Annotated in this window: 14 protein-coding genes; 2 read left to right on the top strand and 12 right to left on the bottom strand. The window is 41.0% G+C overall.

The window, feature by feature from the left end; translation table 11 throughout:
• Positions 1-2: 2 nt before the first annotated feature.
• From LLF28_05655 to LLF28_05600, 12 genes are all read right to left on the bottom strand, one after another.
• Positions 3-515: a hypothetical protein gene (locus LLF28_05655; GenBank protein ID MCE5194929.1), complete on the bottom strand. Its 513-nt coding sequence runs from the start codon at positions 513-515 to the stop codon at positions 3-5.
• A 51-nt stretch (positions 516-566) separates the two neighbouring features.
• The gene (locus LLF28_05650) at positions 567-1163 is read right to left on the bottom strand and encodes a hypothetical protein (protein ID MCE5194928.1); all 597 of its coding nucleotides are present in this window, start codon (positions 1161-1163) and stop codon (positions 567-569) included.
• A 198-nt stretch (positions 1164-1361) separates the two neighbouring features.
• Positions 1362-1997, bottom strand: coding sequence for a dTMP kinase (tmk, locus tag LLF28_05645; GenBank protein MCE5194927.1), 636 nt, complete (start codon positions 1995-1997; stop codon positions 1362-1364).
• A 63-nt stretch (positions 1998-2060) separates the two neighbouring features.
• Positions 2061-3086 (bottom strand): methionine synthase, encoded by a 1026-nt coding sequence (locus LLF28_05640; GenBank protein MCE5194926.1) that lies wholly within the window; start codon positions 3084-3086, stop codon positions 2061-2063.
• Positions 3087-3761, bottom strand: coding sequence for a ribonuclease H-like domain-containing protein (locus LLF28_05635; protein ID MCE5194925.1), 675 nt, complete (start codon positions 3759-3761; stop codon positions 3087-3089). It lies immediately after the preceding gene.
• Between the two features lie 127 nt (positions 3762-3888).
• Positions 3889-5214 carry a S41 family peptidase gene (locus LLF28_05630; protein ID MCE5194924.1) on the bottom strand — a complete coding sequence of 442 codons (1326 nt, stop codon included), beginning with the start codon at positions 5212-5214 and terminating at the stop codon, positions 3889-3891.
• A 42-nt stretch (positions 5215-5256) separates the two neighbouring features.
• Positions 5257-6420, bottom strand: a complete 1164-nt coding sequence (locus LLF28_05625; protein MCE5194923.1) for a peptidoglycan DD-metalloendopeptidase family protein — start codon at positions 6418-6420, stop codon at positions 5257-5259.
• A 5-nt stretch (positions 6421-6425) separates the two neighbouring features.
• Positions 6426-7304, bottom strand: coding sequence for an ABC transporter permease (locus LLF28_05620; GenBank protein ID MCE5194922.1), 879 nt, complete (start codon positions 7302-7304; stop codon positions 6426-6428).
• Positions 7304-7966, bottom strand: a complete 663-nt coding sequence (gene ftsE, locus LLF28_05615; GenBank protein ID MCE5194921.1) for a cell division ATP-binding protein FtsE — start codon at positions 7964-7966, stop codon at positions 7304-7306. Before ftsE ends, LLF28_05620 begins: the two co-directional genes overlap by 1 nt.
• Positions 7967-7968: 2 nt before the next feature.
• Entirely contained in the window at positions 7969-8937 is a 969-nt protein-coding gene (locus LLF28_05610) for a transketolase family protein (GenBank protein ID MCE5194920.1), read from the bottom strand.
• The gene (locus LLF28_05605) at positions 8934-9776 is read right to left on the bottom strand and encodes a transketolase (protein ID MCE5194919.1); all 843 of its coding nucleotides are present in this window, start codon (positions 9774-9776) and stop codon (positions 8934-8936) included. Before LLF28_05605 ends, LLF28_05610 begins: the two co-directional genes overlap by 4 nt.
• Entirely contained in the window at positions 9773-10213 is a 441-nt protein-coding gene (locus LLF28_05600; protein MCE5194918.1) for a hypothetical protein, read from the bottom strand. Before LLF28_05600 ends, LLF28_05605 begins: the two co-directional genes overlap by 4 nt.
• 88 nt (positions 10214-10301) lie before the next feature.
• Between LLF28_05600 and LLF28_05595 the strand changes: the two genes are divergently transcribed.
• Entirely contained in the window at positions 10302-10889 is a 588-nt protein-coding gene (locus LLF28_05595; GenBank protein ID MCE5194917.1) for an FmdE family protein, read from the top strand.
• Positions 10890-10940: 51 nt separating this feature from the next.
• On the top strand, positions 10941-11270 hold the full coding sequence (locus LLF28_05590) for a winged helix-turn-helix domain-containing protein (GenBank protein ID MCE5194916.1): 330 nt from the start codon (positions 10941-10943) through the stop codon (positions 11268-11270).
• Positions 11271-11421: the final 151 nt, after the last annotated feature.

Raw genomic sequence — 11421 nt, 5'->3', positions numbered from 1 at the left:
GTTTAAGGTTCGTACGCCTTTTTGCCTTCCGCCAGCAATTGGTTATAGTAAGTAGTCGCGTTCGGTGGGTCGTCAGAAAAGAAATCTTCTTTGTCCTCATTTTGCAGAAGGTAGCCGTATAGGTACATCACGCTGTTTTTGATTACATCAAGCTTAGGAATGTGCATTACCTCGTTGGAATCGAGATGTGCGATAAATTTGTCTCTATAAGTCCGTACTTCCTTCAAATAGTTATCCAGGTCTATTTCCTTCATTCTCAATTCTTTTAACAGTCCACCAAAGAATTTATCGGGATTCGATATAACTTTTTCCCAGTAATGTGGTGCGCGAGAATCACCGAACAACTTGCACCATTCCAGCACGCAAACATCCAAGAAGTTTCCATTGGCGTTCAACAAAAACTTGCCATGGAATATTCGCTTATGCTCCTGCCAGCCCGCTATATAGAACGCCATATTGCGAAGGCAATTCAAGCATAGAATCGCTACTCGACGAAGACGTTGTTTACGTGTCATTGAGCAAACGCGGCGCTAAGCGCGAAGTAGCCGGTCCGAACGAGCGACATGTTATCTGAAGTTGATGAACGCGGCATATGCTTCACACATACCCCAAATAAAAATTCCATATGACGACAAGCCGAGGACAATTGCTGCGATGTTAAGCCAAAAACCCGTTTTTACCTTCCATTGTTGATTTCCGGCGTAAAACCATTGACAGAGATAGGTAATGCCCGATGTTACTGTAATTGCCAGTACTCCAATGACAAAGATTGTGAGGCTAGGCGCAAAAGCGGGGATCTTTGCTGCTTGGTTTTCGGTCAGCTTGCCGATGAAGGCGAGCATGGCGACAGCCGCGCCGCCGTTCAGAAGAAAGGACGACCGAATTGCATTTTGCCCTGACTGAATTACAGAGCGAAACATTTCCAAACCGGATTCATGAGCGGCCTTGTTCTGTTCGACCCAGCCTTGTAGTTCTGCTTTGTATTTCTCAAGTTTTGCTGGTGAAACAACCGGCGAGGGAGACTTTATGGCTTCATCTAGATATGCGATGAGATTGTCGCAGTTGATAGTAGCCGTTCCTTTGGCTTTGATCTCTTCAATTGTTTTCTTTAGCTGGGCAGCAAATTCCTTTGCACTCACTTCTGCTTCCCGTTCGTATAACATTCTTTTTTAAGTTTATTCAACATTATGATAAATTATAAAAAGCAAAGATACCATAGTCAAGTGAAAGAATCTTCAAACCACTATGATCTATACGCATGTTGCGACAAAGAATATCCTCAGTGTGAGGAGTTTGCTGGAAAGACAGTATAGTTTAGAAATTTTCAGTTTAAAAGTCGCTTAATATAGAAATAGAAGTAGTTACCTTAAAGCCCTCTCAACAATCCTCACAATCTTCCTGTGAATATCATTAATGCCCTTTGAGGCTTTAACCAACTTTATTCTCTTCGGTTCTTTTACCGCAAGTTTCAGAAAACCTTCCCTGACTTTCTTATGAAACTTAATATCTTCGAGTTCGAATCTGTCGTTTTTGTTTACGCGTCTGTTTCTTTTGCGGCCTGTTTCTGCGTTCAGATCCAGAAGTATTGTGAGATCAGGCTTTAATCCGCCTGTTGCGATTTTATCAAGAGCTGAAATTGTTTTAGGATTTATTCCTCTGGCATAGCCCTGATAAACTGAAGTTGAATCGCTGAAACGGTCTGTTATCACTATCCAGCCTTTTTCGAGCGCAGGAAGAATTTTTTCTCTGATAAGCTGGGCGCGCGCAGCATTGTACAAAAGCAGTTCAACAACCGGCTCCATGCGTTTGTGTTTTGTTGAGAGAAGCACTTTTCTTATATCGAGGCTGATTGCTGTTCCGCCTGGTTCTTCAGTGAGAAGAATTTTGTATTCCTTCTTTTTCAGATACTCTGCAAGCAGTTTTGCCTGAGTTGATTTGCCTGTTCCCTCAATTCCTTCAAGAGATATAAAAAATCCTTTTTTTAGTTTCTTTCCCATGATTTTAAATCATAGCCTCTTTTTTGTTTGATAAGCAACTGGAAATATAATTTTAAAAAGAAGTTATTGAATGGTGAATGATTCTTTTAAGTGCACAAGAAGCTGAAAAATTCTGTGCGCGTCCTGTATTGTTCTTGAGCCTATGCCGCAGGACGGAGTTAATATTGACTGAGAAAGAATTTTTTCCTCTGGAATAATCTTCCCAAGCATATTTATTTTTTTGTTGAGTTTTTCTTTCATTGAATCATATGTTTCATCATTGAGCGCATCTGTTGTCGGAACAATTCCCCATGCAAGATATCCGCCTCTTTCGATAAATTCAGACAGGGCCTTTTCATAAATAAGTATGGTCTCGAAATATGAATATGCGTCGAAATTAAGAATATCGATGCCTGTTCTAATTACAGCTCCCCAGTCAGCATTTCCGCAGCAGTGAATTGCTGATATGCCTCCGGCAAGTTTAATAGCATCAGAGGTTTCTATTAACATACGGGCTGATTCAGCAGGGTCAACGCCCATATAAGCAGTGCTTCCGAGCGCGGACAATATTGGTTCATCAATAAATATAATTACATTGTCAGCAAACTGCTTTAACGCAGCTATCTGCCAGCGGATTTTGGCCTTTAGCAGCATTAAGCCTATCTCCCTCAGCTCTTCATCGAAAAAAATTGCCTTCCCTGCCCTGTCTCTTAATCCAAGTGTGAAGGTAAGAGGTCCGGTTACGTGTCCTTTTACGAAATCAAACCTGTTTGTTACTATATTCAAGAAGGTGTGCAGCCCTTTTGCATAATCTTCTGAGATGGCGATCTTTATATCTTCATTATAGGTTTCATAAAATCTTTCCAGGTCATCGCTTTTGTTTCTGTCTATCCATATTGACTGTTTTTCAGGATTTATCTTTATAAAAGGCATTCCTTCAGAATACTGTGCAACCATGGATTCTCTGAATGAGAGTCTTGGAAGCTGCGGCCAGAAAGGGATGTCGAATGTCTCGATGATGATTGTGCACGCCTCAACAGGGTCTTTATGAGGAAGGCTTCCGATTCCTGTTGTTGAAAAAGTTTTTAATTTAAAAGGGTTGGTATGCATTTATGGATTAAGTTTTATAAAGTTTTCCCAGTAATATAAGAGATCTTTTGTTGCCTTAAGATCACCGAGACAGTATTTTGCGATATCGATGTATTTCTTTTCAGCAAAGAGATTTTTAACCTCTGCCCCGGTTATCCCGTCTTCTTTAGGACTCTTTATCCCAAAAGTCCTGCACCACATGTCCAGACTGAACTTGCGTCTTGATGCGCCGTAGAATGCAAGCTGATCCAGAAGGTCTATATGAGAGCCGTTATATCTGTTAGGCATAAGTTCTTTTGTAGGTCTTATCTTGTGTTTTGCAGAGCGCACGAGTATAAACGGGCAGTCGAAAGCCCTTCCATTGAATGTCACTATCTCGCTGTATTTTTTTACCTTGTCCCAAAATTTTTCTAATATTTCTTTTTCTGTGCCGGGTTCGAATTTTACTCCGTCTTTTTCGAATGGGAACGAAAGGATTTCAGGGGATTGAAAATAAACAGCGCCTTTATCTAAATCCGGATCGAAAAGCCCGATTACAATTATCTCTCCGGTGAGAGGATACAGTGCAAGGCTTTCCTTGATATCCTTGATTTCCTCTTCAGTTTCTGCCCATTTGAGAAGATAGTCCTGAGTGTGCTTATCAAGAGAATCAAAATCTTTGCCTGCAGTTTCTATATCAATAATAAGACGTGACATGAACAAGTATAAATTAGATTAAAGGCAGGGTTCAAGCAGAATCAAAGAAAATTTGAATGCTCAAACCCCTTATTGCGCCTGTATTCTGTTATCCTCGACGGATTATTAACTCAGCTGAGGATAAGATTTAAGATGCTTTTGGCAATGTGTTAAAAACCTGCCAGGTTTTGATCAGCTCAATTGCGCGCTGCAGCTGAGTATCGTCCTTCTCATTTATCTCGATAGGCGCCATTTCTTCAGGCTCTTTTGTCTTGTCTTCATTGACTTCATTCTTAAGATGTCCCGGAATATCTTTTTCTCTTATAACTGGAAATTCTTTTGCGCCCTTAACTTCCTGTTTAACAATAATGTCCGGGGTAATTCCTGTTGATTGTATGGAAATACCCTTTGGAGTATAGTAGCGTGCGGTTGTGAGCCTTAATCCAGAACCGTCGCTTAATGGGATAACGCTTTGAACAGAGGCTTTCCCGAATGTCTGCACTCCGAGTATTACAGCTCTATTCCAGTCCTTGATAGCGCCGGCAACAATCTCTGATGCGCTTGCACTGCCCTGATTTACAAGAACTATCATAGGTATTTTGCGGAAGAGTTTCTTGTTCTCACTGGTAGCATCATCCGGTTTTTCAGAATCAGTGCGGTACTCGATCTTCTCTCCTATGCGTCCTTTTATGAATACAACCAGTTTGTCTGAAGGCAGAAACTGCTCAGATACGTCAACAGCGCTGTTAAGAAGACCGCCCGGGTTGTTTCTAAGATCTAGGATCATGGAGGTAATGTTGCTTTTCGCAAGGCTTGATAAAGCTGTTTCCAATTCAGATGCTGTGCGTTCCTGGAACTGGCTGATTTTTACATAGCCCACTTTATTATCAATGACCTTGAATTTTACGCTCTTTACCTTAATAATGTCCCTGACAATCTTAAAATCCTTAAAATCCTTCCATCCATCGCGCATGATAGTGAGAGTAACGGGTGTTCCTTTTTTGCCGCGCATTTTTGAGACAGCATCATTAAGTGTCATATCTTTGGTTATCTCGTTGTTTATCTTTACTATAGTGTCTCCGGCCTTTATACCTGCAAGATATGCCGGGGTGTCTTCTATAGGCGATATCACTGTAAGCATGCTGTCTTTTACCCCTATCTGTATGCCCAATCCTCCAAACTCGCCTTTTGTGTCAGCCTGCATATCCTTATATGCATCAGGCGGCATGAATGATGAATGCGGATCAAGGGCATTTATCATTCCCTTTATCGCGCCGTAAACAACGGTTTTAATGTTTATTTCTTCAACATAGTTTCTTTTTACAACAGATAGGACTTCCGTGAAAACCCTCAGATATTCATAATCTTCGCTGTCGGACTTTACTCCTCCGCTTGAGAGTCTTCCGATAAGAACTCCGCTAAGTGCGGTTACTATTATCAGTGCCCATATCAGAACAGGTTTTTTAAAGCTCATTTTCTATTAACCTCCAGTATTAACCTCTAGTTTTGTGTGGAGTTATCTTTTTTTCAACCACTGCAAAGGATCAAGAGGTTTGCCTTTGTATCTTATTTCAAAATATAAATTTGTCATAGTCAGGGTTCCTGACTCGCCAACTACGCCAATAGGCTGTTGTTCTTTTATTATATCGCCAACTTTATGAAAAGTCTCTGATAAATTTGCATAAAGGGTATGATAACCATCGCCGTGATTTATTATTACAAGCTGTCCATATCCTTTAACCCATTCAGAATAAGCAATTTTACCTTTATAAACAGCCTTTGCATTAGAATCTTCCTCTGCTTTTATATGTATCCCATTTCTGAAAACAGCGATCTTGAATTGAGGGTCTTTTTGCGTGCCGTATGGAAGTATTACTTTGCCGATGACAGGCCATGGCAGTCTGCCTCTCAAAGCATGGAATCCTGTTGCAGAATAGGAGATTGTTTCTTCTGATTTTTTAATTATCTCGAGAAGCTTTTTGGCTGATTCTTTTAATTCCTTCAGCATTATTTCATGCGAGGCTTTTTCATTTCTGGCTGAAGCAAGAAGGGTTTCCTTGCCATGTTTCATCTTCGAGACTTCTGATTCGTTCTGTTGAATTTTTTCCTCGGTTTTCTTCAGATCAGCATGCAGCTGCTTGAGTCTGTTTTCTTGCTCATTAAGGTTTTTAAGAGTGTTTTTGTAGCTTTCAAGCATTGTATGGTCATATAATGCCAGCGCTTTTATATAGCGCCATCTTCTGAAAAGCTGTGATAAATCTTCTGAGGTCGAAAGCATTATCATTACATCGCCTGAATATCCATACCTCTGCATAACGCGGAGTTTTCTTTTGAGCCACTCGTTTTGTGTCTGAAGTTTTTCCTTGTTAACGGATACTTCCGATTCAACTTTTTTTATTTCTGTAGAAGTTTCCTTCAGCCTGATTCTGTATTTTTTTAATTCTACCTGTATATCGTTCAGTTCTTTGTTTATTCTTTCAAGCTCGCCGAGAATTGAATGTTCAAGTTTCTTTGTTCTCTCGATTTTCTCTTTGCGGGTTTCAATATCACGCTGAATTTTTTTGTATTGTTCTTTCGGATCCTTGGCTAAAATATCTGTTGATATGGACAATACTGCGAAGAATATAAAACAGGATACCAGCAATACAAGTGTTTTAATTCTGAAAATAGGGTTCTGCATTTACCTCAGGAAAACCTTACTCTTCCGAGCGCTATTAGAGCGCCGCCAATCCCTAGCACAAACCCTGCAAACGGCAGCGCTATAAATATCTCTGATGGAAAAACTGCTATATTAAAGATAGGCATTATTTTTACAAGTTTATTGAATAGTGCATAATCAAAAAGAAGTGCGGCAAACAAGGTTGCTACGCCGCTTGCCAATCCAATTGCAGCGCCCTCAATCAGAAAAGGCGCTCGTATGAACCCCCTTGTTGCGCCCAGAAGCTTATAGGTTTCGATCTCTTCTTTTCTTCTGTAGAACATAATTTTAACTGTGCTGTAACAGACGAATATAATTCCTGAACACATTATTATTATGATTATAAGGCTGAGCATTTCAACAGCAGCTTTTATTGAATGAAGCGAGTTTAAAAACTTCTCGCCGTACTCAACGTCTTCAATGCCATTTATTTTTTTAATGTCAGCAGTAAGTTTTTTAACGCTTGCAATATCAACAGATTCCTTGCGGAGCCTTATCTCGATTGAGGCGGGAAGCGGGTTCTCGTTCAGGCCCTCAAGCACAAAATCTGCATTTTTGAGAATGCCTTTCATGTCCTCAAGCGCCTTGTCTTTTGATATATATCTGACACTTTCTATGGCAGAGTTCTTCTTCAAGGATAATATTATATTCTCCGCTTCTTTTTCAGGAAGGTCTTTGCTCAGATAAATCATTACAGAGAATTTTTCAGGGAGCTTCTTAGTTGCGAGATTCATGTTATACACAGCAAAGAAGGTTATGGCAATTATAAAAAGACCGGTAGCAATTGTAAGCACAGAGAGAAAATTTATCCATTTTTCCCGTAAAAGACTCTGTATTGCAAGTTTTAAAGAATAAAGAAGGTACATTACCCAATCCCCTCAGATACGATTTTGCCGCCTTCAAGTCTTATCAATTTTCTGCCGCTGTTAGTGTATAGATCTCTATTATGTGTAGCAACGATAATTGTTGTTCCTTTAAAACTTATTTCCTTGAAGAGCTGTGCAATTCCGGCTGCTGTGTCAGGATCAAGATTGCCCGTGGGTTCGTCGGCAAGGAGGATTGTCGGCTCTCCAATAATTGCGCGCGCAATCACAATTCTCTGCTGTTCTCCTCCCGACAAAGTCTGCGGATATGCCTCTGCCTTATGTCTGAGGTTTACGACCCTGAGCATTTCCATAACCCGCTCTCTTACTTCTTCTTCCACGATGCCGCGTATCCTTAATGTCATGGCAACATTTTCAAAAACATTTCTGTTATCCAGCAGCCTGAAATCCTGAAAAACAACTCCAATGTTTCTTCTAAGGAAAGGAATGCTGGATTCCTTGAGTTTTTTCAGATCCCAGTCAGCGACAGTTACTCTTCCTTCATCAGGTTTTTCTGAGAGATAGATGATCTTGAGCAGTGTTGTTTTTCCTGCTCCGCTAGGGCCTGTTATAAATGCCATCTCTCCTTTTTCTATTGAAAAGGTGATGTTCTTGATAGCGGCCTGCCTCTCGTAATATTTTGAAACATTCGTAAAATGAATCATATTTATTCAAGCCCTTGTTTGACAGTCTTTACTATATCATCCGCAGTGAGTCCGTAAAGCTTCATCAATTCATCAGAACTTCCTGAACACCCGAATGTATCTCTTATTCCCATTCTCTTTACTGGGATTTGGTGATTCTCCGATAAAAATTCGCAGACTGCTCCGCCAAGCCCGCCGATAATGGAATGCTCCTCTACCGTTACTATAAGTTTTGATCTTTTCGCCGCTTTCAAAATTGTCTCAGTGTCAAGCGGTTTTATGGTTGATACATTTATAACGCCTGCGTCTATGCCTTGCTTCTTCAATATTTCCATAGCTTTCAAAGAAGGAGAAACCATAATCCCTGTTGCAATAATATTTGCATCCTTGCCTAAGTGGAATGTATATGCCTTTCCGATTTCAAATTTATAAGCATCAGGCATTACTGCCGGGACCTTTGCCCTGCCGAGCCTTACATATACAGGACCGTTAAAATCAGTAACTGCCTCAATAGCCTTTGTTGTCTCTATGCTGTCTGCCGGAACTATTACAGTCATGTTCGGCAGAACTCTCATGAGCGCAATGTCCTCTATTGCCTGATGCGAGGCGCCGTCTTCTGCAACTGTTATTCCGCTGTGTGTTGCAACCAGCTTTACATTCAAATGCGAATAACAGAGAGTCTGTCTTATCTGTTCCCATGCCCTTCCTGTCTCGAAGATCGCAAATGTTGAGGCAAACGGGATTTTCCCTGTAAGAGAAAGTCCTCCTGCTGTGCCTATAAGATCCTGTTCTGAAACCCCCATGTTAAAGAATCTCTCTGGAAAAGCTTTTGCAAAAGAAGCTGTTTTTGTTGAGCCGGAAAGATCAGCGTCAAGAACAACAATATCATTTCTTTTCTTGCCAAGCGCGAGAAGAGCTGCTCCGTATGCATCGCGGGTTGCGTGCTGTTCAGAGCGGTTAATCTCGTTTTTAACTGCCTCGGTGTTTTTCATGCGCTCTCCTTCTGCCCAAGCTCCTCCAGCGCCTTTGCAAGCTCATCGGATGTCGGCGCGAGCCCGTGATACTTTGCCTTACCTTCAAATATTGATACGCCTTTGCCTTTTACTGTTCTTGCAACTATCATTGTCGGCTTGTCCTTTATTGTCTCTGCAGCATCGAGCGCATTGACAATCGCCTGCATATTATGTCCGTCAATATCAATTACATTCCAGCCGAATGCCTGCCATTTTTCTATAATCGGCTCTATTGTCATTACATCACAGCAGTGTCCGTCTATCTGAAGCCCATTATTATCGATTATCGCACACATATTATCAAGATTGTAATGAGAAGCAGACATGGCAGCTTCCCAGACCTGTCCCTCCTGCGTTTCTCCGTCGCCTAAAAGACAATAGACCCTTGAATCCAGTTTATCCATCTTCAAGCCTAGAGCTATGCCGTTTGCAATAGAGAGTCCTTGTCCAAGAGAGCCTGTTGATATTTCTATTCCGGGAAGCATTTTTGAACAAGGATGTCCCTGTAAAGGGCTTCCGATCTTGCGCAGAGTTTTTAAAAGAGAAGGATCAAAGTAGCCTGAAAGCGCAAGCACAGTATATAGAAGAGGCGCTGCATGTCCTTTCGAGAGAACAAACCTGTCTCTCTCTTTCCATAAAGGATCCTTTGGGTTGTGCCGCATCTTATAGAAATAAAGCGCTGTTGCAATGTCAGCGGCTGATAATGAGCCGCCGGTATGTCCTGAGCCTGCTTCCGCAAGCATCTTGAGTATCTCGATTCGCACAGAATTAGCCTGCTTTTTAAGAAACTCAATGTCTTTGGTGTTTGAAGTTTTCATTTACCCTTTTCCTTTTTTAATATATAGTCAAGCAGGATGTCATCGAGCGACTTGTCTTTTTTATCTTCATCTTTCTCAGTGATATCAAGCGTCACGGAATCTGTTTCTATAGGGCTTGAGATATCTTCTTCCGGAGCTTCATGAGTGTATCTCCCGCTATGAAGTTCCTTGAGCATAGAATGATGCTGTGTTTTCATAAGGTCTCTCACCCTGATCTTCATGTCAGGACTGCTCAGGATATGTGAATACTCTGTTTTCTTCGAGCCGAGGATCGTGCCTTTATAATATAGAAGCGTGATTATGACAGGATTCTTCATACCGCTGTCCTCGGTCTGGACATGATAGACTTTTCCATTGAAGGTTATATTATCGTTATAACCGACGAGCATATAAGTTTTTAAGTTAAATCTTCCTGTGATTATTTTGATACAAAGCAAAATTATTATATTACAGCGCTCTCTAAAAAAGGAAGGGTTTGTTTATAATGTTGACCTTGGCATCGAGTGGTATTAAAATAGAAACCTTATGAACCATTTTGATTTTGAAAAGCTTTTAGAAGAATCTGTCAGAGTTCACGGTCATCTCTGCCCGGGACAGGTGCTTGGGGTCAGGATGTCCATATTCGGACTAAAGGGGATTGGGATTGAAGAACCAAAAGGCAGAGACCGTAAAAACATAATTGTTTTTGTGGAAATAGACAGGTGCGCTACTGATGCAATACAGTCTGTAACGGGATGCAGTCTTGGACACAGGACAATGAAATTTGCAGACTACGGAAAGATGGCAGCTACATTCATCAACCTAAAGATAGGGAAAGCTCTCAGGGTAGCGGCAAGAGAGGACTCAAGAGAAAAGGCAAAAACTTATTTTCCTGATATAGAAGATAAATATAAGGCTCAGATCGAGGCTTACAAAGTAATGTCTGACAGCGAGCTTTTTGATTCTATGGAAGTGAAAGTCGAGATAAAACCGGAGGACATGCCCGGCAGACCTTTAAAGAGAGTTAAGTGTGATATCTGCGGTGAATATGTTCAGGATCTTCGGGATTTGTCAAAAGACGGCAAAACGCTCTGCAGACCCTGCTCCGGGAAATCATATTATGTTATTGACTAATTAAATCAGGTTTTTTTATTATTTAGCGTTATGCAGAAAAGTCATAGCGATATGGAGATAAAGTCAAAGCTTTGGATAGAGGTTGACGGCGAGCCTGTTTTCGGAAGAGGAAGGAGATTTCTTCTTGAGGCAATAAAAAGATACGGCTCGATAAACAGGGCTGCAAAAGACATCAACATTTCATACAGAAAGGCGTGGGGCTACATAAAAGCCATGGAAGAAAGGCTTGGCATAAAACTCGTTGAAACACAGGCAGGCGGAAAAAACGGAGGCGGAGCAGTTCTTACAAAAGAAGCGAGAAAATTTCTTAAAAAATATGAGCGTCTTGAAAACGGGATAAACGAGTTTGTTGACAGAAAATTCAAAGATGTTTACAGATAAAAGTAAAGACTATTTTTCAGGAGAGAGCCATGTGTGATGCGAAAGGCACGGAAGTATTAAGCAAAATTGGAGCAAAGACTGTTCCTGTGCAAAACGCAGTGGGGATGGTGCTTGCTCACGATATCACCGAAATACGAAAAAACGATTTTAA

Source organism: Nitrospiraceae bacterium, assembly GCA_021373015.1.
GTDB lineage: Bacteria > Nitrospirota > Thermodesulfovibrionia > Thermodesulfovibrionales > UBA1546 > JAJFTJ01.
This window is presented reverse-complemented; position numbering and strand designations above follow the sequence as displayed.

Coding starts and splice junctions, on each gene's coding strand:
- tmk (MCE5194927.1), bottom strand. CDS start 1,997: ATGGGAAAGAAACTAAAAAAAGGATTTTTTATATCTCTTGAAGGAATT.
- LLF28_05630 (MCE5194924.1), bottom strand. CDS start 5,214: ATGAGCTTTAAAAAACCTGTTCTGATATGGGCACTGATAATAGTAACC.
- ftsE (MCE5194921.1), bottom strand. CDS start 7,966: ATGATTCATTTTACGAATGTTTCAAAATATTACGAGAGGCAGGCCGCT.
- LLF28_05590 (MCE5194916.1), top strand. CDS start 10,941: ATGGAGATAAAGTCAAAGCTTTGGATAGAGGTTGACGGCGAGCCTGTT.
- LLF28_05655 (MCE5194929.1), bottom strand. CDS start 515: ATGACACGTAAACAACGTCTTCGTCGAGTAGCGATTCTATGCTTGAAT.
- LLF28_05595 (MCE5194917.1), top strand. CDS start 10,302: ATGAACCATTTTGATTTTGAAAAGCTTTTAGAAGAATCTGTCAGAGTT.
- LLF28_05640 (MCE5194926.1), bottom strand. CDS start 3,086: ATGCATACCAACCCTTTTAAATTAAAAACTTTTTCAACAACAGGAATC.
- LLF28_05635 (MCE5194925.1), bottom strand. CDS start 3,761: ATGTCACGTCTTATTATTGATATAGAAACTGCAGGCAAAGATTTTGAT.
- LLF28_05610 (MCE5194920.1), bottom strand. CDS start 8,937: ATGAAAAACACCGAGGCAGTTAAAAACGAGATTAACCGCTCTGAACAG.
- LLF28_05650 (MCE5194928.1), bottom strand. CDS start 1,163: ATGTTATACGAACGGGAAGCAGAAGTGAGTGCAAAGGAATTTGCTGCC.
- LLF28_05625 (MCE5194923.1), bottom strand. CDS start 6,420: ATGCAGAACCCTATTTTCAGAATTAAAACACTTGTATTGCTGGTATCC.
- LLF28_05605 (MCE5194919.1), bottom strand. CDS start 9,776: ATGAAAACTTCAAACACCAAAGACATTGAGTTTCTTAAAAAGCAGGCT.
- LLF28_05620 (MCE5194922.1), bottom strand. CDS start 7,304: ATGTACCTTCTTTATTCTTTAAAACTTGCAATACAGAGTCTTTTACGG.